Genomic DNA, 22,610 nt, shown 5'->3' on the forward strand with positions numbered 1-22,610 from the left:
GTCACCCGCAAGCGTCTTAATAAAGGCATACTTCAGCCGCACTCCTTGAAAAGTAAGTGGCGGCCTTTTTAAGATGTCTCGCTCCTCCGTCACCCGCTTCAGCTCAGCACGTAGAAGGCAAAGCTCGATACTCTGATCGTCCTCCCGGACGCGCTGTTCCAGGGGTTTGGGTAGCGCTTAATCCGTAGATACAACCTGTGCACGGGCACACCCAATCGCGCAGCTATCTCCGAGCCAGGAAGCTGCTTTTCGTTCACTTGGCTGACCGCATAGATTTTGAATTATTCGAGATAACGCCAGTTTATCATGCCACCAATGTGGCTCATTTTAAGGCTTGTGGGCGCTACAAACCCAAGGGAATTCAGTTACAGAAACAATATATCTAAGATTAATAGAAAAATACCCGCTCTAAATAGCGTTTCCTTTCTGTATCTCATGTAACATGGATAGCGCTTTTATTGCATAGGGATCAGCAGGCTCCGCCTGCAACCAGAAATTCACCTTACCAATAAGAGAGTCGATATAGAAAGGTTTTCTTATTTTCTTTTTTGATAAGTGCGATTGATAGCCATATTTTTGAATAAAGTATAACTCTTTCTTTAAATCACGTTTAAAGCTTCTTGGTACGCCTATTGATTCGCCAGCAACAGAGAGGCCTGTAACAATTTTCTGATTCCTAGCTATTTGCAGCCTAGTTTTATCAGCATTAACTCTTAATCCGACGTCGGATATGATCGAGTCGACAATGCCAATAACGGCATGGGGAATATATTCACCAGAAAAAGTTAAATCATCTGCATAGCGAGTATATTTCATATTATAACTTTGAGCGAGATTAGAAAGCCTGTGATCCAATCCACGCAGCAATATATTTGTTAGGTATGGACTTGTTGATGCCCCTTGAACCAGAGAGCCATTTTTACAGCACAATGAAGCCAAGTAAAATGATACGTTGTCGGCATATCCTAGCTGATTGAAAAAATTCGCGACCCAGTCAATCTTAATTGAAGGGAAAAAATTTTTTATATCCATCTTTAATATGCATCTTGATTTCAAGTGCGGGGTGGCGTTAGTGAATATTGATCTTCCGGGTACATAGCCGTGAACACAAGAGTGAACAGGGATATTTAATAGTATATTTTTATATATCCAGTCTTGGCAAATAAGCAAAGAAGGAAATGGACTGTCTATCTTCCTTAGCCCACCTGATCTTTTTTTAATATGGAAGGTTCTATAAAAAGAAGGGGTTGAATTTACCATTGCGCGGAAACGAGTCTGATCAATACCTATCAATCGAGACAAATGCTCAAACTCAAAAATGACAGGAACCGAGTTACCTACAAGAGCCCGAATGTATTCGGAATAGACATCAATAAGTGCCCCCGACACCCCTCTCTTTCTGAAGTGCGCGAGCCATTGCTTTATAAGAATTTCATTCATAAAAACCTGCAGAGGCTACCTTCTTTACTTTAGCAGCTTTGCTTTTGACTTGTTTTACCCATCTGTAATTTCGCGCAGCGAAATTGCGGATGGGTGGACCACGTCAAAACGCGAAGCGTTTTGTAAGTGTAGTAACTTCAGCACGCTTCATCGCTGAAGTTACTACAACTTGGTTATCGGGAACCTTACCCGGGGAGCGACTACACTCCAACGTACTAGCCTCTGCAGGCGGCGCGATCATACTGCATTCTTATTTGGTTTGAAAGCGTTTTTTACTTAACAGATCCACGTTAGGTATATAGTAGTCATCCAAAAGCTTGGGGCGTAAAAAATCTGAAGGTGTTTCGCGCCACTCTTTTTTCATTGAGACTAATCTAGGCAATGCCGCTTTAGCATTTATTTCGCCTATCTCTGACAAACGCGCCACACCCAAGTGCTCAATAATTAGCTCAGACTTAAGAAGTCGGGCATACCTTTCAAGAAAAAATTTAAGCGAATACCTACTTCTGCGATAAATGGTGAATGGCTCTAAACCGCCGGATGATGCCAAAATAATATATAATAATTTAACGTCGGCAAGTATGAGATCGCGCTGAACTTCAGGAGGAAAACTCATGCGTCACCCATAGCTCTAGTCATTAATACATGTCTATCTTCGCCATCACAATTAAAAGCCCACCAGAAAATAGGAAAAACACTATTTGGGGTGTTTCCATCTTCTCGGTAGTATGTTGCTTGGGCCTCATTATAACCGAGGCTAGGCATTGCTCTGCCTTCATACTCAGCAGAAAGGTTTCTCTCAACAAATTTCATTAGGTCGCGGTGCTGAGCAGCGTCTTCTGATGAGTAATAATCATCAATGCCTTTTTTGACAAGCCTCTGCGCGGTCATATCGATGCCAGCGGCAGTCACATTTCCAAGGCCAAACTCAGTAGAGACTAATACCTTAACCGCAATAGAGTAATCCTGGACCCCAGCATTTTTTAATTGCGTATGGATTGACTCAACTCTTCCTAAGACGGTTTGCCCCGAGCCGACAAACTCATCTATTAAAACTATATGATTGTGTTTTGTTTTTTTGTATTGTTTGTATACGGCTCCAAAATCATTAATTATAGCATGACGTCGCCACTTTTTTTTCTCCATAATCGGCTTTAGTGTGTAGGCAACAAGTTGCGAACTATCAGTTGCGGAGCCAGTCCCCATCGCGGTTATTAGCGTGCTAGATTCACGATCGGAATATTTGGAAATTATTTCATTGGCTAGACTATCTATTAGCTTGTAGTTATCTTCTCTATTTATATAAAAAAATCTATCTATTATTTCTGAAACAAGCTGTCTAGATGTGTTGCACTGACATTCAGAGAAAAGAACATGCTCAAGCTCATCAGTCTTGTCTCCCAGCCATGGCTGACTTCTGATTATATTAAGCATCAAATTAAAGCGTTCTTTATTCATTGCTGTGCTATTCGCCTGAGCTGGTCCCGCTTTCACAAGAAATGCTATCATAGCAGTTAAATTGATGGCTACAAGCCATTAACCATAATGATGCTGATTTCAACACATTCCAAGGCTCGTTGGATATTCTGCTCTTCATATCCTTTCCAGATTGTGATGGGACACCATAAGAAAAGGTATCTTTTCACTGATGTCCGATCCTAATGGCTTACGGGCATCGCCGGTGTTGTGACAGTCTATAAATCGATCAAATTTCGAATGAATCAAAAACGTGTTTCCGTAGGCGGCTCTGAATTACTTACAGACCGACAATGTGCTCACATCTAAAAAATCCCGAATTCGATTCCACCGAGCGCCATAACTAGCTGATTTACTTATAGTTACTAGTTGGGGGTACGCCGAATTTTCCAGCGAACTCCAGACGCCCGAAAAACCTAGCCCCGCAGAAACATACCGTTCGTCTGGTGCCGGCACCATATCTCAAAGCCCCGCAATGCGGGGCTTTGTGGTTTCTGGGGTTTGGAAATCTCAAAATTTTAATGAGCCGTTTTCTTCAAAACGTCCAAAAAACGTCCACACTTCGTTTTCAACCTGCTACGTAGCGTCGGCATGAAGAACCTGCAAACTAATGAGTAACGATGCCGCCTTGAGCCGGGCCGCCGCTCCCGGTGACATATTGCTGCTCTGCGGCAAAAGCAAAAGTCGCCCCCTCAACCTCGGCTATCAATCGCTGGTGCGAAACAGTCGAGCGTTGTACACGCATGTCGCATTGGTTATCAGCCCTTTCCGCGTCATCCACGCCACCCCAGGCAAGGGTGTAGAAATCCGGGCATGGCGTGAGATAAGAGATCAGTACAGTATCCGCGAGTCATCAGTCGCGAGGCTTCAATACCTTGACGATGACCACCGCGACAAGCTGATGCTCCGAGCACACTACTATTTTGGCCAGCGCTACTCGCTGCTTGCCCTTCGCAACCCCCCTGAAACGTTTAACGACCAGGAGGGCATTGTCTGCTCACAGCTCGTCGCGCAGGTTTTTCGTGATGTCGGAATGACGTGCGCCTCGAACGGTGCTCGAAGGTGCCTTCCATTGGATATCCATATTCACACCCAAGAAAGCCCGGACTGGTTGCGCATCCCATTTTGCGACTACCAGTTTGATTCTCCACGAGAACAGGGTTACGACTTACTGCATAAATCCCGGGATATTGTGTTTGAGTTGGACGGCTATGCTGCCAGCCTGGTCAAAGATAACTTCTCGACAAGCCAAGCCATTGTGGCACTGGAAAGGGCACTCCAATCGATGGTCATGGCGGTAGAGACTGGACAACTCAAGGCTGCGGATTTGCTAGCTCATCTCGATTTCGCTGCCGATGCGTTATCGCCGAGGCACTGGGTGGCGGAATGGAAACGGCATTTCGCCACTCCTCAGTCGCCTGCCGCTTTCATGCATGAAGATGGAAATTCGCGCGACCGCATGAAGCGTTTATTCATGGGTGCTTGCGACGCAATCGGAAATACCGCTCATAAGGCGTTCGATCACATGGAAGAGATGGCGCATTTGTTCGATGGGTGGCTTGCCGTATCCAGCGATGCAACCGTCGATATCCAGCCCAATGAGCTGTATCGCCAGTTGCTTGCTCTACATGAAAACATGCGGGCCAGGGTTGATAACCTGGACCACCTATTGGATTGGACGCAAAACTTATCTGACGATTTCACCCTGGATTTTCCTGCCATCCTTGCATCAGGCATCTACGAATCCGAAGAAGAAATAACCTCAGCAAGTCGATGCTTGTTGAATATTGCTGACTTCGCCAATGCCATAAGCAGTTGGGACGCTATGCGAACAGCAGTGCTGGCTACCTTTGAGGAACGGCCTTGCTTGGAGTCGACAACGCCCCCTCCATCCGCGCCCTACACACCCCCAAAATCTCATCCGCCAACGCCGAATCATCCGGACAAGCCCGCGACAACATAATCGCGCCCACCGCCCTCGCCAGTAGATCAATCATTTTCGCCCGCGCCTCTTCCGGCGCCTCATCCGGGCCAGCCGGGCATTTTTCGCCGAGTGTCTGCAACAAGCGTTCGATGCCTCCAGCAAAGGCCGATTTCAATTCCCCCGACTGACGCGCCGCATCACCGCACAACGCCGCCATGGTGCACCCCGTCGCGCGACTGTCGCGATGGTCTCTGGACACGTATAGATCGATGAAGTCCTTCACGCTCAACTTTTCGGCGCCTGCCAGGGAGTGCGCGAAGCTGTTGGCCGAAGCTTCGGCCATCAGGTCAGCCTTGGAGCCGAAATGTTTGTAGAAGCCGCCATGGGTGAAGCCGGCGGCGGCCATCAGGTCGGCCACGCCGACGCCGTCAAAGCCGCGTTCGCGAAACACGACTGACGCCGTTTCGACAATGTGCTCCCGGTTTGCCTGGGCCTGGGCCTTGGATACGCGCATGTTCGATTCCTCTCTACCGCTGGATGCATTGGCCAATGATACATAGATGTCGTTCATAATCAAAATCGTTGACAGTTTAGATTTCGATCATCATCCTAATCACCAGCGGTATGACCTTCCTCCAAACGAACGGAAATCTCCGTCCCTGACCAAAGAGCTGACACCATGACCACTCGCCCTACCGTTCTCATCACTGGCGCTTCCACCGGCATCGGCGCGGTTTATGCCGAGCGTTTCGCTCAACGCGGGCATGACCTGGTGTTGATCGCCCGCGATCACTCACGCCTGGAAACGCTCGCCGCCGCCTTGCGCGACAAACACAACGTCGCCATCGATGTGCTCCAGGCCGACCTGACGCAACTCAACGACCTGCACGCCGTCGAAGCGCGCCTGCGCGATGACGCGCGCATCGGCATCCTGGTCAACAACGCCGGCGCCGCACAATCGGGCACGTTTATCGAGCAAAGCACTGACAGCGTTGCGCAACTGGTGGCCCTCAACACCACCGCGCTGGTGCGGCTCGCGAGCGCCATCGCGCCGCGCCTGGCCAAGGCAGGTGAAGGCTCGATCATCAACATCGGTTCGGTGGTGGGGCTGGCGCCTGAGTTCGGCATGTCGGTGTATGGGGCGACCAAGGCGTTTGTGCTGTTCCTCTCCCAAGGACTGAGCCTGGAACTGTCGCCTCGGGGTGTCTACGTGCAGGCCGTACTGCCCGCCGCGACCCGCACGGAGATCTGGGATCGCGCCGGTATCGACATCAACACCTTGAGCGAAATCATGGAAGTGGATGCGCTGGTGGATGCCGCACTGCTCGGCTTCGACCGTCGCGAACCAGTGACCATTCCCGCGCTGCAGGACGGCGAGCGTTGGGATGCGCTGCAAACCGCGCGCCAGGGGCTTCTGGCGCAGATCAAGCAGTCCACCGTGGCGCAGCGCTATCTACCATGAAGGCATTTTTCATCGACCGCTACGGCAAGCAGGACGGAAGAATTGGCCAAGTGCCCGACCCTGCGGTCGGTGTGCATGACGTGCTGATCCAGGTGCATGCAGCGAGCGTGAACCCGCTGGACTCGAAGATCAGCACGGGGGAATTCAAACTGATCCTGCCCTACAGGTTTCCATTGATATTGGGCAATGATCTGGCCGGAGTGGTGGTTCGCACAGGTGCGGCGGTCACGCGATTCAAGCCGGGAGACGAAGTCTATGCACGTCCTCCCGAGTCACGGATCGGGACCTTTGCCGAGTTGATCGCCGTGCATGAAAACGCGCTGGCGTTCAAACCCGCGAACCTGAGCATGGCCGAAGCGGCTGCCATGCCCTTGGCCGCCTTGACGGCCTGGCAGGTGCTGGTTGAAACCGCCCAGGTGAAAAGAGGCCAGAAGGTGTTGATTCATGCCGGCTCCGGCGGTGTCGGCACGCTCGCCATCCAGCTCGCCAAGCACCTCGGCGCCTTCGTGGCGACCACCACCAGTACGGCGAATGTCGAATGGGTGAAAGCACTTGGGGCAGATGTGGTCATCGATTACAAACAGCAGGATTTTTCCAACGAGTTGCACGATTTCGACATGGTATTGAACAGCCTCGGCAGCGATGTACTGGAGAAATCGCTCAAGGTGCTCAAGCCTGGTGGACAGCTTATTTCTCTGTCAGGACCGCCCACCGCGCAATTTGCCCAATCGCAGGGCTTGCCCTGGGTGCTGGGGCAGGTCATGCGCCTGCTGAGCAGCGGTATTCGCAGAAAAGCCCGTAAGCGCGGGGTGAGCTATGCCTTTTTGTTCATGCAGGCCGATGGAATACAACTGCAGAAAATCACCGCGCTGATCGAGGCGGGCGTTATCAAACCGGTCATCGATCGCTCCTTCCCTTTCGAATCGACCGCGCAGGCATTGCGGTACGTCGATCAGGGAAGGGCAAAAGGCAAGGTCACCATCACCCTCCAATAAGCTTGATTTCGAGCATAAAAAAACCCCGAACCAGTCGGGGTTTTTCGTGGCCTGGCATCAGGCACGACGTGCAATCAATCAGAAAACATTGATCGGGTAGTCGGCGAACAGGCGCAGCTCGTTGCCGCCTACGTTGTAGTTGCTGGCGTTGTTGGAAACGCGCAACCACGAAGCACGCGCACGCAGGCTCAGGTCTTTGGCCGGGCCGCTCTGGACCACGTACTTGAACTGGTTCCAGATTTCGCGCTCGGTGCCATCGCCACGGCCGGTGCCGTCGTCGATGTTGGTACCGCGCACGTAGGCAACGTTGTAGGTCAGGCCCGGTACACCGAAGGTGGTGAAGTCGATGCCGTAGCCGGCCTGCCAGGAGCGCTCGTCCTTGCCGTTGAAGTCGGACCAGTAGGAGTTGGCCAGCAGGATGGTATTGCCGCCATCGCCGATGCCGCCGGCGTTGCGGTAGCCGCCGTACAGGTAGCCGGTGTCGCCGGTGCTGCGCTGGTGAGCGACGGTGAAGCTGTGCGGGCCAACAGCCCAGGTAGCGCCCAGGCTCCAGATTTTGTTGTCGCGTGCGTCCGCATCACCTTGGTTTTCCAGGGCGAAGCTGCGGTCCAGCTTGGTCTTGTAGCCGTTGAAGTCAAAGGTCAGCGACTGTTTCTCTGGCAGCGCCAGCACGTAGTTGACGTTGACGTATTGCTTCTTCAGCACGTCCTGCATATCGGAGGCATACAGGGCAGCCGACAGGCTTTCGGTGAATTTGTAGCTGCCACCGATGTAGTTGATGCTCTTCAGGCGGCCGCTGTCGCTGCCTTCGGCACTCTTGCGGGCTTCCTTGGTGAAGTGACCGGCGTCCAGTTGCAGGCCGGCGATTTCCTTGGAAACGATCGAGGTGCCCTCGTAGGTTTCCGACAACAGGCGCGAGTTGTCGTACTGCAGGACCGGCACGGCCGGCATCTGCTGACCGTATTTGATCACGGTGTTGGAAATACGCGCCTTGACGGCTGCGCCGCCTTTGGCCAGGTCGTTGGCCGCTTCACCGCTGTCGCCTTGCTTGAAGAAGTCGATACCGCCGGCGCCGCTGCGACCTTTACCGCCGTCCAGACGGATGGCGTATTGGCCGATCACGTCCACACCCACCCCTACAGTGCCCTGGGTGAAACCGGACTCGAACTTGCCGATGAAGCCCTGGCCCCACTCGGCTTTGTCCTGCTTGCCGTTTTTGTAGTCACGGCTGATGTAGGCGTTGCGTGCTGCGATGTTCAGGTGGCTGTCTTCAACGAAACCCTTGGATTGCTCCTGGTCGTTCGCCATGGCTGCCGATGCGCTCAAAATCCCCAGAGCGATCAGACTCATCCGTTGCTTCAACATGTTCTTATATTCCTTATTACTGGTTGAGTACGCGCTATGACACCAGGCCCCTATCATTTTCCGGTGTCGACTTTCTCCAGAAAAAACAAGGCCCGCGGACGACTGAACTGCCGCGGGCCTTTTCTTATTGGATGAGTCATGGCTGTCAGCCACAGGCGTTGGGCGCAATCCTATGCGCGCGTTGAACTATGTGTCAATTTCGTGAAGCACCTGTATTTAGGCTAAATAATTCTAAGCACAGACCTATTGCGCTTGGGTAACCGTCCAAAAATCCCAACAGCCCCTGCAAAAAAACACACTAAGTAACAAATTAACCGACGATACGTTTGGGAATAGATCCCGCAAGCAAATGCAAAGCATTACCATTTGCGCGTTTTCTCATCCCTGACAATTCGGACACTTTTTCCCATGCCTGCCCCTCGCCTGACGCCCGTTCTTCTTGGGCTTTCTGCTGTGCTGTCTGCCGGTTTTGCCTGTGCTACCACAGTGTTGCCTGCCACCTCGATCAGCGCCGAACTCGACGAAGACGACCCCCGCATCAAGCAAAGCACCACCGCCACGCGCACTGCGACCGCCGTGCGTTACGTACCCCAGGCGATCGATTCGGTGAAAACCGACAGCCTGCGCGCCTATGGCACCCACGATCTGGGCCAGGCGTTGAGCGGTATTCCCAACGTCAGCAGCGGCGCCGACACGCGCTTCGACAGCCTGCGTATCCGCGGTTTCGATGCAAGCAATGACTTCTACCTGGACGGCATCCGCGACGACAGCCAATACGTGCGTGACCTGCACAACATCGAGCGTATCGAGGTGCTGAAGGGCCCGGCAGCGGTGCTCTACGGGCGCGGCGGCCAGGGCGGGATCGTCAACCGTGTGAGCAAACTGCCAAGCCCCGGGCGCAGCTCCAGCCTCGAAGCCCAGGGCGGCAGCAACGATTTGCGCAGCCTGTACGCCGACCTGAGTACCGACCCCAGCGATAACATCAGCCTGCGCCTGAACATGGGCAACCTGGACAACAACAGCTTTCGCGATGGCGTCAGTGGCAACCGCCAGTTGTTCGCGCCGTCGATGAGCTGGCAACTCACGCCCGAGCTGAACTGGCTGGTGCAATACGAATACAGCCGCTACAACCGCACGCCGGACCGCGGCATTCCTGGGGTCAATGGACGCCCTGCGGAGGTGAGCCGCAGCACTACCTATTTCTCCAGCGGCGATTACATCGATGACACCTCCCAGTCCCTGCGCTCCAAACTGGCCTATGAGCTCAACGACAACTGGCAACTGCGCCACACCCTGGGCGTGTTCAAGCTCGACAGCGATTTCGACAACACCTATCAGACCGCCTACGACGCGAGAACCAACACCGTCAGCCGCCAGCACTGGCAGCAGGACCTGACCACCCGCAACGTGTTCAACAACCTTGAGCTGGAAGGGGGTTTCGATACCTTCGGGCTGGAGCACCGCCTGCTTACCGGGATTGAACTGGGCAGCCAGCGCCGCGACCCGAAACTCTACTCGGCCACCGCGCCCAATCGAGGCGGCCAGGCTGTACCGAGCCTGAATCTGCACCAACCCAACCGTCACCTCAGCCATACCGGCCGCATGAGCGTTTCGAGCGACAACCACACTGAAGTCGAAAGCCGCGCCCTGTACGTGCAGGATCAACTGCGCCTGAACGATCAGTGGCAACTGTTGGGCGGGCTGCGTTATGACCGCTTCGAAGTGGACACCACCAACAAGCTGCTCAACACTCAACAGGACGTAAAAAGCCACAGCACCAGCCCCCGCGTCGGCCTGGTGTGGACGCCGCTGGAGCATCACGCCTTCTATGCTTCGTGGAGCAAGACGTTCTCCCCGGCAGGCGGCGGCTTGATCGGCATCACGCCAAACGCCGCCGGCAGCGTCAATGATCTCAGCCCCGAGCTGACCAAACAGAAGGAAATTGGGGTGAAAAGCGATTGGCTTGACGACCGCTTGAGCACCACCCTGGCCGTGTACGAGCTTGAACTCTACAACCGCCGCACCAGCGACCCGCTGGACCGCACCATTACCCTGCTGACAGGCAAGCAACGTTCGCGCGGCATCGAGCTGACCGCCACCGGCAAGGTCGTCGGCCATTGGTATGTGCGCGGCGGCATCGGCCTGCAGGATGCCAAGGTGGAGGAGGACAACAACGGTTTCGAAGGCAAGCGCATCAGCGACGTGGCCAAGCGCAATGCCAGCGTGTTCATCACCTGGAAACCACAGATGGGCTGGTATGCGGAAACCGGCCTGACCCTGGTCGGTGATCGTTATGCCGACAACCTCAACACGGTGGTATTACCCGGTTATGGTCGCTGGGACGCGCTGGCCGGGTTCCGTCAGAAAGAATGGGACGTGAGGGCTGCGCTGAACAATATCGCCGACAAACGCTATTACGCCTCGGCCACCAGTGTCGCGCAGATTCAGCCGGGGGAGCAGCGCAGTGTGGTGGTGACGGGCACCTACAGTTTCTAAAGTTCCTCCTGTGGTGTGGGCACTCTTCAGTGACTCATCAGCTCGCACAACACCTGCACCTCATCCTCCGTGAACAAACCCGCCGGGTAGCGTTCGCTCATCACGCTGCGCAAGTCAGGCTGTTGCCTGACTTGCCGCGAGCCGTTTTCCTTCAACCAGAGCCCCAGCGCGTGGATGGCATCGCCATCGACCCGCACCGGGTGGAACGTGCGCATGTACATCGGGTTGATTTCGGCATTCATTTCAGCGCTCTCTCCTGCTGCGTGAGCGGCTAACGTACTCAAGGTATGTGACAGAACAACGCGGTCTTGACCTGAGTCCCTGTCGCCTCTATGCGATACAAGAGCTATGCCAATGTCCCGTATTCACGGGTATTCAGAAGCAAAAAAGCCCGCGACGTTGCAGGGCCGCGGGCTTGCCTGGAACACCGCTATCACGCGGTGCTCACTCGCCATCAAGGCACTGTTACAACTGCACTCAATTTCTCTGCGGGGCGGGCTGCTGCTGGGTCAGGCAGTGAATGTTGCCGCCCCCCAGTAACAGTTCGCGGCCCGGCACCATCACTACTTCGTGTTGCGGGAACAGGTTCTGCAGGATCTGCTTGGCCTGGTGGTCCAGCGGGTCGTCGAAGCTCGGCGCGATGATGCCGCCGTTGACGATCAGGAAGTTCACGTAGGAGCCGGCCAAGCGCACGCTCGGATTACGTTCCTGGCTCCCGTCCACCGGATCGACACCGGCACATTCTTCCTCGGTGGCGTACAGCGGCCCTGGAATCGGCATCTTGTGCACCGTGAACGAGCGGCCCTGGGCGTCAGTGCTGCTTTGCAGTACGTCCATGGCGGCATGGCAGCGCGCGTAGTTCGGGTCTTGCGGGTCGTCGGTCCAGGCCAGCAGCACTTCACCGGGGCGCACGTAGCAGCAGAAGTTATCCACATGGCCGTCGGTTTCGTCGTTGAACAGGCCATCCGGCAACCAGATGATCTTATCCACAGCCAGGTTGGCGCTGAGTACCGCTTCAATGGCTGCGCGATCCAGGTGTGGATTGCGGTTGCGGTTCAACAGGCACTCTTCGGTGGTGATCAGGGTGCCTTCGCCGTCGACGTGAATCGAACCGCCTTCCAGCACAAAGCCTTCGGTGCGGTAACGCGAGGCGCGCTCGATCTCGAGAATCTTGCCGCCCACTTGTGAGTCGCGGTTCCACGGCGCATACAAACCGCCGTCAAATCCGCCCCAGGCGTTGAAATCCCAGTTCACACCGCGCACTTCGCCGCTGTCGTTGATCACGAATGTCGGGCCGGTGTCCCGCACCCAGGCGTCGTCGCTGGACATCTCCACCACGCGGATATTCGGCACGTCGAGTCGGCTGCGGGCGTTTTCGTACTGGCCGGCGGAAACCGCGACGGTCACCGGTTCGAACCGTGCGATGGCCTTGGCCACAGCCACGTGGGCCGCCTGCGCCGGCTTGCCGCCCAGGCGCCAGTTGTCTGGGCGCTCGGGCCAGATCATCCAGGTCTGGGTTTGTGGCGCCCATTCGGCGGGCATATGAAAGCCATCGGCGCGAGGCGTGCTGTGCAAGGTAGTCATGACGATGAAGGCTCCGAATGGGGTGAAAGCCGACTTTATAACGGATAAATATCGGCTTTAGTAACTTAAAAATGTGAAATTCGATAAACACAATCGTTTTCAGCCGATAACAATCGATTTTTACAACTGTCACCTGGCAAATTTTCAGAACGAAGCCCCTCAGGACGCTGTCAGTGTTGAAGTTAACGTCGTGCTGACTGCCCAGAGATCGCAATGTGCCACTCAGGCCGTAATGGCTGCCTGCTCAAGGCTCAACCAGAGGCACGGCAGGCTGGCGCGATGGACCAATGTGGCGAGCAACATTGTGACGACCTCGGTTTTATCAGGCGTCTATATCGCCATTGTTCGGAGGCGTTAATCAACCCCTCCTGCTCGCCGCGCTTGCGCCCGTTCGATTCACAACTCAAGCTATGCTTCTTTCGCTTAATGTCCGTCTAAGGAAAAGGCCCTCGACATGCGCATTCTCATCACCGGCGGTGCCGGATTTATTGGCTCGGCCCTGATCCGGCATCTGATCCAGCATACTGAGCACGAAGTGCTCAACCTGGACAAGCTCACGTACGCCGGCAACCTTGAGTCGCTGGCCAGCATTGCGTCCAACAGCCGCTACGAGTTCGTCCAGGCCGATATCATCGACCAGGCCACCGTCAGCGCCGTCCTGGCGCGCTTTGAGCCAGACGCGATCATGCACCTGGCGGCCGAGTCCCATGTGGACCGTTCCATCGACGGCCCGTCGGATTTTATCCAGACCAACATCGTCGGCACCTACAGCCTGCTCGAAGCCACCCGTGCCTATTGGCAGAAGCTGGCTGAACCGGCCAAAAGTGCGTTCCGTTTCCACCACATCTCCACCGATGAGGTGTACGGCGACCTGCACGGCGTGGACGATCTCTTCACCGAAACCACGCCTTACGCCCCCAGCTCGCCGTACTCGGCCAGCAAGGCGGCCTCCGACCATCTGGTCCGCGCCTGGCAGCGGACCTACGGCCTGCCGGTGCTGTTGACCAACTGCTCGAACAACTACGGGCCGTTCCACTTCCCTGAAAAACTGATCCCACTGGTGATTCTCAACGCCCTCGCGGGCAAGCCGCTGCCGGTGTATGGCGATGGTCTGCAAGTGCGCGACTGGCTGTTCGTCGAGGATCACGCCCGTGCGCTGCTCAAGGTGGTGACGACCGGGGTGGTGGGCGAGACCTACAACATCGGCGGCCACAACGAACAGAAGAATATCGACGTCGTACGCGGCATCTGCGCGCTGTTGGAAGAGCTGGCGCCACAGCGTCCGGCCGGCGTGGAAAAATTCACCGACCTGATCACTTTCGTCAAGGATCGTCCGGGCCACGACCAACGCTACGCGATCGACGCCAGCAAAATCGAGCGCGAACTGGGCTGGGTCCCGGAAGAAACCTTTGAGACCGGACTGCGCAAGACCGTGCAGTGGTACCTCGATAACCTGGAATGGTGCCGCAGGGTCCAGGATGGCAGCTATCAAGGTGAACGACTTGGCAATACTGACGTGAAGGATCTGATCGCATGATGAAGGGAATTGTATTGGCCGGCGGTTCCGGCACCCGTTTGCACCCCATTACCCTGGGCGTGTCCAAACAGCTGTTGCCGGTGTACGACAAGCCGATGATCTACTACCCGATCTCGGTGCTGATGCTGGCGGGGATCAAGGACATCCTGGTGATTTCCACGCCGGTGGACCTGCCGCAATACCGCAACCTTTTGGGTGACGGCAGCCAGTTCGGCGTGCGCTTCAGCTATGCGGAACAGCCTTCGCCCGATGGTTTGGCCCAGGCGTTCATCATTGGCGAGGAGTTCATTGGTAACGACCCGGTGTGCCTGATCCTGGGGGACAACATCTTCCACGGCCAGCACTTCGGCGATCAGTTGCGCAATGCCGCAAAACGCCCATCCGGCGCCACGGTGTTCGGCTATTGGGTCAAGGACCCGGAGCGTTTCGGCGTGATCGATTTCGACAAGGACGGCCGCGCCCTGTCGATTGAAGAGAAACCGACCAAGCCTAAATCCAGCTATGCGGTGACCGGCCTGTATTTCTACGACAACGACGTGATCAAGATCGCCAAGGCCGTGCAGCCTTCGCCACGCGGCGAGTTGGAGATTACCGACGTCAACAACGCCTACCTCAAGCGCGGCGACCTGCATGTTGAACGTTTTGGCCGCGGCTTCGCCTGGCTCGACACCGGCACCCATGACAGCCTGCTGGAAGCGTCCACTTACGTGCAGACCATCGAGCATCGCCAGGGCCTGAAAGTCGCCTGCCTGGAAGAAATCGCCTACGACAACGGCTGGATTGATCGTGACTATTTGCTGGAACGCGCTAAATACTTCGGCAAAACCGGCTATGGTCAATATCTGTACATGTTGGCCGGGAACCCTAAATGAATGTGAGCACCACTGAGCTGCCTGGTGTATTGGTCATCGAACCGAAAGTATTCGGCGATGACCGCGGCTTTTTTTATGAGAGTTTCAACGCCCGCGAGTTTGAAAACGCCAGCGGGTTGAAACTTCAGTTTGTGCAGGACAACCACTCACGCTCCTTGAAAGGCGTGCTGCGTGGCCTGCACTACCAGGTCGAACACGCCCAGGGAAAACTGGTGCGTGTGACGGCTGGGGAAGTGCTGGATGTGGCGGTGGATATCCGCCGCAGCTCTCCTCATTTCGGTAAGTGGGCCAGCGTGCGCCTGTCTGCCGAAAACAATCGGCAGCTGTGGATACCACCGGGCTTTGCCCACGGTTTCCTTGTGCTGAGCGATTACGCCGAATTCCTCTACAAGACGACCGATTACTACACCCCGTCGGCAGAGCGTTGTATTCGCTGGGACGACACGGACCTCAATATCGATTGGCAGCTCGATGGCCCACCGACCCTGTCCGCCAAGGATCAGGTCGGTAAAAGCCTGAAGGATGCGGACCTGTTCCCGTGACAACGCCCCTGAAGATATTGATCACCGGCCAGCACGGCCAGGTCTCCCAGGCGCTGCAACAGCGCCTCCAGGGCCTGGGCGAACTCGTCGTGCTGGGCCGCGACCAGCTTGATCTGGCTAACGCGGCGCTTATCCGCGAAAAAGTGCGCGCTCACCGACCCGACCTGATCATCAACGCCGCCGCCCACACTGCGGTCGATCAGGCCGAAAGCGAGCCGGACGCAGCTTTCGCCATCAACGCCATCGCTCCCGGCATTCTCGCCGAAGAAGCCAAGGCGTTGGGTATCCCGCTGATTCATTACTCCACCGACTACGTGTTCGACGGCAGCAAACCTGCCCCGTACACCGAAAACGACACGCCCAACCCACTGGGTGTGTACGGCCAGAGCAAACTGGCGGGTGAACAGGCGATTGCGGCCGTGGGCGGCAAGTACCTGATTCTGCGCACCAGTTGGGTGTATTCCAGCCACGGCAAGAACTTCCTGCTGACCATGCAGCGCCTGCTGCAGGAGAAACCGCAGATGCGCATCGTCGCCGACCAGATCGGCGCGCCGACGTGGGCCGGGACCATCGCCGACAGTACGCGCGCACTGATCGAGCGCTGGCAAGCCGGTGACGCCGGGGAGTGGGGGGTTTATCACCTGACTGCCCAGGGTGAAACCTCATGGTTCGGCTTTGCCGAGGCGATTGGCGAGCAACTGCGTGCCGAAGGCAAACCCTGTGCCGAGCTGGAAGCGATCCCGTCCAGCGCCTACCCAACACCCGCCAGGCGCCCGCTGAACTCGCGCCTCGATTGCAGCCGCCTGCAGCAGCAATGGCACGTCAGCCAGCCGCAATGGCAGGACGCATTGCACGAGTGTCTTGCCAGGCAGCACTAGGCATAATGCGCCTGTACCCACAGGCGCACGATTCCCATGACCCCACCTCTTCCACGAAGACCCCGCTGGCGCAGCCTGGCCCTATTGGCGTTGTGCCTGTCGCCGCTGCTATGGCCGCTGGAACATCTGGCCGAGCGCTACTACCGCAGCGAGCTGGCCGGGCAGAACCGCCAGACCCTGGACCTGTACGTCGCCAACCTGTTGGGCACCCTGCATCGCTACGAAGTGCTGCCGCAGATCCTCGGTGACCTGCCGGCCCTGCGCACCGCGCTGGATGCGCCGCAGATCAGCACCAACCTGGTCAATGCCAACGTGCTGCTCAAGGATGTCGCCGCCCAGGCCGGGGTGGAGGTGATGTACCTGATGGACACCAGCGGCAAGACCCTCGCCGCGTCCAACTGGGATAAACAAGACAGCTTTGTCGGGCGCAATTTTTCCTTTCGCCCCTATTTCAGCGAAGCGATGGCCGGGCGCCTGGGACGTTTTTTCGGGCTGGGCACCACCTCGGCCAAGCGCGGCTATTTCTTCGCCGCCGCCGTGCGCGATGATGAGAAAATCATCGGTGTGCTGGTGGTCAAAGTCGACCTGGACCACACCGAGAGCCTGTGGGGCAATACCCCGGAACAACTGCTGGTGACCGACCACAATGGCGTGGTGATCCTCACCTCGCGCCCGCAATGGCGGTTCCGCGCCACACGCCCGCTGACCGACGAAGAAAGCCAGGCCATTATTGCCATCCAGCCCTACCCGACCCGTGATCCGCAGCCACTGAACATCAGCAGCAGCGCCTGGCTGCGTCAATCCACCGCCATCGCCGAAACCGGCTGGAACGTGGAAATCCTCGCCCCACAGTCGCTGATCAACCGCCCGGTGCGCACCGTGGTGGCCGTCGGCGGCGCGACATTGCTGGTGCTGATGCTGCTGCTTGGCTTGATGATGCAGCGCCGTCGCCATTACCTGGAGCGTATCGCCTTCGAAGCCAAGGCCCGCCGCGAGCTGGAAATGCGCGTGGCCGAGCGGACCAGCGACCTGGAGGGCCTGAATCGGCGCCTGAAACAGGAAGTGCTGGAGCGCGAACACGCCCAGCAGGAACTGGTACGCGCCCAGGACGACCTGGTACAGGCCGGTAAACTCTCGGCGTTGGGCACCATGTCGGCCAGCATCAGCCATGAACTGAACCAACCCCTGGCGGCGATTCGCAGCTACGCGGAAAACGCTGAAGTGCTGCTCGACCATGAGCGCACCGCCGATGCCCGCGGCAACCTCAAGTTGATCAGCGAACTGACCGGGCGCATGGCGTCGATCATCGCGCACTTGCGCGCGTTCGCCCGCCGCGACCGCCACGCGCCGGAAAGCGTGGCGTTGCAACCGGCGCTGGACGATGCGCTGGCGTTGCTGGGCAAGCGGCGGCGCTCGATGGAAGTGGAATTGATCCGCGACCTGCCCGAGGCGACCTTATGGGTACAAGCCGGTGAAACCCGTCTGCGCCAGGTGCTGGGCAACCTGCTGGCCAACGCCCTCGACGCCCTCACCGAAAAAGGCCCGCCGCGCAAACTCTGGCTGAGTGCCCAAACCACCGACCAGGGCGTCAACCTGTACATCCGCGACAACGGCCCGGGCTTTTGCATGGAAGCCCTGGGCCGCGCCAGCGAGCCGTTCTACACCACCAAGACACGCACCCAGGGCCTGGGCCTGGGCCTGGCCATCTGTGAAACCCTGATGCGTGCGTTTGGCGGCGAGCTGCTGTTCGCCAACCACAAGGAAGGCGGCGCGCTGTTAACCTTGAAATTGCGCGCCGGCTCGCCGGGCGTCAGTGTGCAACCGTCCGAGGACCGCAGTGTATGAGTATCGATAACCAGATTCAGGTGGTGCTGATCGACGACGATCCCCATTTGCGTCAAGCGTTATGCCAGACCCTCGACCTCGCCGGGCTGAAAGTGCTGACCCTGGGCGAAGCCAGCGGCCTCACCGCGCGCCTGTCGCGGGACTGGCCGGGCGTGGTGGTCAGCGATATCCGCATGCCCGGCATGGACGGCCTGGAGTTGCTCGCCGAACTGCACGGCCAGGACCCGGACCTGCCGGTGCTGCTGATCACCGGCCACGGCGACGTGCCCCTGGCAGTGCAGGCCATGCGCGCCGGCGCCTACGACTTCCTTGAAAAACCCTTCGCCAGCGACGCGTTGCTCGACAGCGTACGCCGCGCCCTGGCCCTGCGCCGCCTGGTGTTGGACAACCGCAGCCTGCGCCTGGCCCTCAGCGATCGGCAGCAACTGAGCACACGCCTGGTCGGACATTCGCCGCAGATGCTGCGCCTGCGCGAGCAAATCGGTGCACTGGCGGCGACCAAGGCCGATGTGCTGATCCTCGGCGAAACCGGCGCCGGCAAGGAAGTCGTCGCCCGGGCCCTGCACGATCTATCGAACCGTCGCAGCGGTCCGTTCGTGGCGATCAACGCCGGGGCACTGGCCGAGTCGGTGGTGGAAAGTGAACTGTTCGGCCATGAACCCGGCGCGTTTACCGGCGCGCAGAAGCGCCGTATCGGCAAGTTCGAATTCGCCAACGGCGGCACGCTGTTTCTCGATGAAATCGAAAGCATGAGCCTGGACGTGCAGGTCAAGCTGCTGCGCCTGCTGCAGGAGCGGGTGGTCGAGCGCCTGGGCGGCAACCAGTTGATCCCGCTGGACATCCGCATCATCGCCGCCACCAAGGAAGACCTGCGCCAGGCGGCCGACCAGGGCCGCTTCCGCGCCGACTTGTATTACCGTCTCAACGTCGCGCCGCTGCGCATTCCACCGCTGCGCGAACGTGGCGAAGACGCGCTGATGCTGTTCCAGCACTTCGCCGACGAAGCCAGCAGCCGCCACGGCCTGCCGCTGCACGAGTTGCAACCGGGGCAACGCGCCCTGCTGTTGCGCCACAGTTGGCCGGGCAATGTGCGCGAGCTGCAAAACGCCGCCGAACGCTTCGCCCTGGGCCTGGAACTGGCCCTGGACAGTACGCCGGACGATCCATCCACCAGCACCCTGACCTCCACGCCTGGCGGTTTGAGCGAGCAAGTCGAACAATTCGAAAAAAGCCTGATCGCCGCCGAGCTGACCCGGCCACACAGCTCCCTGCGCAGCCTCGCCGAAGCCCTCGGCGTGCCACGCAAAACCCTGCACGACAAACTGCGCAAACACGGCCTGAACTTCGCCGACAGCGCCAACCACAGCGCAGACGACGAATGACCCCGTCCACCCGCCAAGAGACCGCCATGAGCCGCGACAGCCGTTACCTGGAATCCATCCTTCATCACGACATCCCCCTCACTCGGGAAATGGGGCTCAAGGTGCTCGACTGGCAACACCACCAGTTGCAACTGCAGCTGCCCTTGCAAGCCAATATCAACCACAAGAGCACCATGTTTGGCGGCAGTCTTTACTGCGGCGCCGTCCTGGCAGGCTGGGGTTGGTTGCACCTGAGACTGCGCGAAGACGGCATCGAAGACGGGCACATCGTGATTCAGGAAGGACAGATCAGTTATCCGTTGCCGGTGACGCAGGATGCGACGGTGATTTGCGCGGCGCCGGAGGACAAGGTGTGGAAGCGCTTCGTGGCGACCTACAGACGCCATGGCCGGGCGCGGTTGGCGCTGGACACATGGATTGTGAATGAGGGCAGCGAAGAGCGCGCGGTGACTTTTACCGGCCAATACGTCCTGCACCGCTAGCCGCCATCACACAAAGCAAATGTGGGAGGGGGCTTGCCCCCGATAGCAGTGTGTCAGGCAACCCGCTTCTGACTGTTACACCGCAATCGGGGGCAAGCCCCCTCCCACATTTTTAATTTGCGCAGGTCTTAAGACCTGGCCAGACTCAACAAGCGTTCACGCCATGCCGCCTTGGCCGGCAACGCCAGAAAGAACGGGTTCAGCAACGATTCCCGCGCCGGGTAGCTGAACGGCTTACCGTTTAACTCCAGCACCGCGCCCCCCGCCCCTTCCAACACACCTTGCGCCGCCGCGGTATCCCACTGCGACGTCGGCGCCAGGCGCGGATAGCAGTCGGCACTGCCTTCGGCCAACAGGCAGAACTTCAACGAGCTGCCGATATTCGCCAGTTTCAGCTCGCCCAAACCCTGGCTCAACCCCTCCAGCAAACGCTCCTGCTCCGGGCTGGTATGCCGGCGGCTGGCAACCACGGTAAAGGCTTCACCCGCCGCCGGCGTCTGGCGCACCTGGATCTGCCTGGGCGCGGCATTCACATCCGAGCGCCAGGCTCCCAGGCCCGCGCCGCCGAAATAGCAACGACCGCTGGTGGGCATCGAGACCACGCCGAACACCACACGGCCCTGCTCGATCAAGGCAATATTGACCGTGAACTCTTCACTGCCGCTGATGAATTCCTTGGTGCCGTCCAGCGGGTCCACCAGCCACCAGCGCTGCCAACCGGCGCGCACACTCTGTTCGATATCGGCGTCTTCTTCGGACAGCACCGGAATGCTCGGGTCCAGCGCCGTGAGCCCCGCGAGAATCAGATGATGCGCGGCCAGGTCGGCGGCCGTCACCGGCGAATCATCCGCCTTGGAGGTCACCGCCACATCGGCACGCCAGTACGGCAGGATGGCTTCACCGGCCTGGCGCGCCAGTTCAATGACCGGCGCGATAAACGGATGGCCCAGAAACAACTCGCTCATAAGGTGAACACCCCACGCTGGGTCAGCAGGTCCCGTACCAGATACAGCGCGGCCAGCGCCCGGCCCTCGCTGAACTGCTCGTTCTGCGCCAGCGCCGACAGCTCACGCAGGTTGACCCGCTCCACGCGCATAGGCTCGGGTTCATCGCCTTCCAGGCGCTCTTCGTACAGATCAGTGGCGAGCACCACCTGGATTTTCTGGCTCATATAGCCGGGCGACAGCGACAGCTCGGTGATATGTTCCAACTGGCGCGCGCCATAGCCGGCCTCTTCCTTGAGTTCGCGGTCCGCCGCCGCCAGCACATCCTCGCCGGGCTCGATCAAGCCCTTGGGCAAGGACAGCTCATATTCATCGGTGCCACCGCAGTACTCTTCCACCAGCAATGCATGGTCTTCGTCGATCATCGCCACGATCATCACTGCGCCATAACCCGCACCACGGCCCACCAGACGTTCGTAGGTGCGCTCAACGCCATTGGAAAAGCGCAATTGCACTTCCTCCACGCGGAACAAACGGCTACTGGCGACTATTTCGCGGGCGAGGACGGTGGGTTTCTGGCGCATAAACGGCTCCTTGGCGTGATCGGGTTACTATACCGTGGCTTTTCCGATTGTCTGTGTCGGATATCTTTACTTACATGAGAACGCCCCATGCCCTCTTTGCCCTGGCAAGCCATCGACACTGTCCTGCTGGACATGGACGGCACCTTGCTCGACCTGCATTACGACAACCACTTCTGGATGGAGCACCTGCCGCAACGCTACGCCGAGCTGCACGGCGTGAGCCTGGCCATGGCGCAAATGGAATTGCAGCCGCTGTTCGAGCGTAACGCCGGACAGTTGCAATGGTATTGCCTGGATTTCTGGAGCGCAGAACTTGCAATCCCGGTGCGCGAACTCAAGCTGGAAACCGCCCACCTGATTGCCCTGCGCCCGGACGCCGATACTTTTCTGGCAGCGATCAAGCAGGCCGGCAAGCGCGTGATCATGATCACCAACGCTCATCGCGATTCGTTGTCCTTGAAGTTGGAGCGCATCGAGTTGGCGCCGTACTTCGAACGACTGATCAGCTCCCACGATTACGGTTTTCCCAAGGAGAACCCGCAGTTCTGGGAAGCGCTGCAAGCAGACATCGACTTCGACCCGGCCCGGAGCCTTTTTATCGACGACACCTTGCCGATTCTGCGCAGTGCCAGGGATTTCGGGGTGGCCCATTTGCTGGCAGTCAAAGAGCCCGACAGCAAAAAGGGGCCAAAGGACACCGCAGAGTTCGCAGCCGTCGGGAATTATCGAGAACTTATTACCGGGCTTTGAGCGAGTGTGGGAGGGGATACGCCCTAATACCAATCTCTGTAGGAGCGAGCTT

General features: G+C 57.7%; 21 protein-coding genes and 1 pseudogene. 12 read left to right on the forward strand and 10 right to left on the reverse strand.

What is annotated here, in order from left to right; all coding sequences use genetic code 11:
* From BFP89_RS29245 to BFP89_RS28265, 4 genes and pseudogenes are all read right to left on the reverse strand, one after another.
* Nucleotides 1-275 (reverse strand): annotated as a pseudogene (locus tag BFP89_RS29245) (transposase); the annotation flags it as partial.
* A 133-nt stretch (nt 276-408) separates the two neighbouring features.
* Entirely contained in the window at nt 409-1,440 is a 1,032-nt protein-coding gene (locus BFP89_RS27060) for a retron St85 family RNA-directed DNA polymerase (protein WP_083207985.1), read from the reverse strand.
* A 250-nt stretch (nt 1,441-1,690) separates the two neighbouring features.
* Nucleotides 1,691-2,056, reverse strand: a complete 366-nt coding sequence (locus BFP89_RS28260; protein WP_141689015.1) for a hypothetical protein — start codon at nt 2,054-2,056, stop codon at nt 1,691-1,693.
* A complete protein-coding gene (locus tag BFP89_RS28265; protein WP_141689016.1) occupies nt 2,053-2,898 on the reverse strand; it encodes a phosphoribosyltransferase-like protein in 846 nt (281 codons plus the stop codon). The genes BFP89_RS28260 and BFP89_RS28265 overlap by 4 nt, the downstream gene beginning before the upstream one ends.
* A 628-nt stretch (nt 2,899-3,526) precedes the next feature.
* Here BFP89_RS28265 and BFP89_RS28270 point away from each other — a divergent pair.
* Complete coding sequence (locus BFP89_RS28270) at nt 3,527-4,879, forward strand: hypothetical protein (RefSeq protein WP_065883182.1); 1,353 nt, start codon at nt 3,527-3,529, stop codon at nt 4,877-4,879.
* On the opposite strand, the gene BFP89_RS27065 is transcribed toward BFP89_RS28270, so the two are convergent.
* Nucleotides 4,761-5,354: a TetR/AcrR family transcriptional regulator gene (locus BFP89_RS27065; RefSeq protein WP_083207986.1), complete on the reverse strand. Its 594-nt coding sequence runs from the start codon at nt 5,352-5,354 to the stop codon at nt 4,761-4,763. The genes BFP89_RS28270 and BFP89_RS27065 overlap by 119 nt on opposite strands.
* Nucleotides 5,355-5,519: 165 nt before the next feature.
* Between BFP89_RS27065 and BFP89_RS05065 the strand changes: the two genes are divergently transcribed.
* The gene (locus BFP89_RS05065) at nt 5,520-6,302 is read left to right on the forward strand and encodes an SDR family NAD(P)-dependent oxidoreductase (RefSeq protein WP_065883183.1); all 783 of its coding nucleotides are present in this window, start codon (nt 5,520-5,522) and stop codon (nt 6,300-6,302) included.
* Nucleotides 6,299-7,297, forward strand: coding sequence for an NADP-dependent oxidoreductase (locus BFP89_RS05070; protein ID WP_065883185.1), 999 nt, complete (start codon nt 6,299-6,301; stop codon nt 7,295-7,297). The genes BFP89_RS05065 and BFP89_RS05070 overlap by 4 nt, the downstream gene beginning before the upstream one ends.
* Before the next feature lie 78 nt (nt 7,298-7,375).
* Here the strand turns inward: BFP89_RS05070 and BFP89_RS05075 are convergent, their stop codons facing one another.
* Entirely contained in the window at nt 7,376-8,662 is a 1,287-nt protein-coding gene (locus BFP89_RS05075) for an OprD family porin (protein WP_065883187.1), read from the reverse strand.
* 408 nt (nt 8,663-9,070) lie between these two features.
* On the opposite strand from BFP89_RS05075, the gene BFP89_RS05080 reads away from it, so the two are divergent.
* Nucleotides 9,071-11,158, forward strand: coding sequence for a TonB-dependent receptor (locus tag BFP89_RS05080; RefSeq protein WP_065883188.1), 2,088 nt, complete (start codon nt 9,071-9,073; stop codon nt 11,156-11,158).
* Nucleotides 11,159-11,184: 26 nt separating this feature from the next.
* Here BFP89_RS05080 and BFP89_RS05085 read toward each other — a convergent pair whose 3' ends face one another.
* Both BFP89_RS05085 and aguA read right to left on the reverse strand, forming a co-directional pair.
* Nucleotides 11,185-11,400 carry a hypothetical protein gene (locus BFP89_RS05085; RefSeq protein ID WP_057725459.1) on the reverse strand — a complete coding sequence of 72 codons (216 nt, stop codon included), beginning with the start codon at nt 11,398-11,400 and terminating at the stop codon, nt 11,185-11,187.
* A gap of 235 nt (nt 11,401-11,635) precedes the next feature.
* Nucleotides 11,636-12,742, reverse strand: coding sequence for an agmatine deiminase (aguA, locus tag BFP89_RS05090; protein ID WP_057725458.1), 1,107 nt, complete (start codon nt 12,740-12,742; stop codon nt 11,636-11,638).
* 454 nt (nt 12,743-13,196) lie between these two features.
* On the opposite strand from aguA, the gene rfbB reads away from it, so the two are divergent.
* The 7 genes from rfbB to BFP89_RS05125 are packed head-to-tail and all read left to right on the forward strand — an operon-like array spanning nt 13,197 to nt 20,280.
* Complete coding sequence (gene rfbB / locus BFP89_RS05095; RefSeq protein WP_032894082.1) at nt 13,197-14,279, forward strand: dTDP-glucose 4,6-dehydratase; 1,083 nt, start codon at nt 13,197-13,199, stop codon at nt 14,277-14,279.
* Entirely contained in the window at nt 14,276-15,151 is an 876-nt protein-coding gene (gene rfbA / locus BFP89_RS05100; protein ID WP_065883189.1) for a glucose-1-phosphate thymidylyltransferase RfbA, read from the forward strand. Before rfbB ends, rfbA begins: the two co-directional genes overlap by 4 nt.
* Nucleotides 15,148-15,693, forward strand: a complete 546-nt coding sequence (rfbC, locus tag BFP89_RS05105) for a dTDP-4-dehydrorhamnose 3,5-epimerase (protein ID WP_065883191.1) — start codon at nt 15,148-15,150, stop codon at nt 15,691-15,693. The genes rfbA and rfbC overlap by 4 nt, the downstream gene beginning before the upstream one ends.
* A complete protein-coding gene (gene rfbD, locus BFP89_RS05110; protein ID WP_065883193.1) occupies nt 15,690-16,571 on the forward strand; it encodes a dTDP-4-dehydrorhamnose reductase in 882 nt (293 codons plus the stop codon). The genes rfbC and rfbD overlap by 4 nt, the downstream gene beginning before the upstream one ends.
* A 36-nt stretch (nt 16,572-16,607) precedes the next feature.
* Nucleotides 16,608-18,416: a sensor histidine kinase gene (locus BFP89_RS05115; RefSeq protein WP_065883194.1), complete on the forward strand. Its 1,809-nt coding sequence runs from the start codon at nt 16,608-16,610 to the stop codon at nt 18,414-18,416.
* Complete coding sequence (locus tag BFP89_RS05120; RefSeq protein ID WP_065883196.1) at nt 18,413-19,798, forward strand: sigma-54-dependent transcriptional regulator; 1,386 nt, start codon at nt 18,413-18,415, stop codon at nt 19,796-19,798. Before BFP89_RS05115 ends, BFP89_RS05120 begins: the two co-directional genes overlap by 4 nt.
* 26 nt (nt 19,799-19,824) lie before the next feature.
* Nucleotides 19,825-20,280, forward strand: coding sequence for a YiiD C-terminal domain-containing protein (locus BFP89_RS05125; protein WP_065883198.1), 456 nt, complete (start codon nt 19,825-19,827; stop codon nt 20,278-20,280).
* Between the two features lie 128 nt (nt 20,281-20,408).
* Here the strand turns inward: BFP89_RS05125 and cysQ are convergent, their stop codons facing one another.
* Entirely contained in the window at nt 20,409-21,245 is an 837-nt protein-coding gene (gene cysQ, locus BFP89_RS05130; protein ID WP_065883205.1) for a 3'(2'),5'-bisphosphate nucleotidase CysQ, read from the reverse strand.
* On the reverse strand, nt 21,242-21,808 hold the full coding sequence (gene nudE / locus BFP89_RS05135; RefSeq protein ID WP_065883206.1) for an ADP compounds hydrolase NudE: 567 nt from the start codon (nt 21,806-21,808) through the stop codon (nt 21,242-21,244). The genes cysQ and nudE overlap by 4 nt, the downstream gene beginning before the upstream one ends.
* 87 nt (nt 21,809-21,895) lie before the next feature.
* On the opposite strand from nudE, the gene yrfG reads away from it, so the two are divergent.
* The gene (gene yrfG / locus BFP89_RS05140) at nt 21,896-22,558 is read left to right on the forward strand and encodes a GMP/IMP nucleotidase (protein WP_065883208.1); all 663 of its coding nucleotides are present in this window, start codon (nt 21,896-21,898) and stop codon (nt 22,556-22,558) included.
* Nucleotides 22,559-22,610: the final 52 nt, after the last annotated feature.

This window comes from Pseudomonas sp. 31 R 17 (genome assembly GCF_900004915.1).
Lineage (GTDB): Bacteria > Pseudomonadota > Gammaproteobacteria > Pseudomonadales > Pseudomonadaceae > Aquipseudomonas > Aquipseudomonas orientalis_A.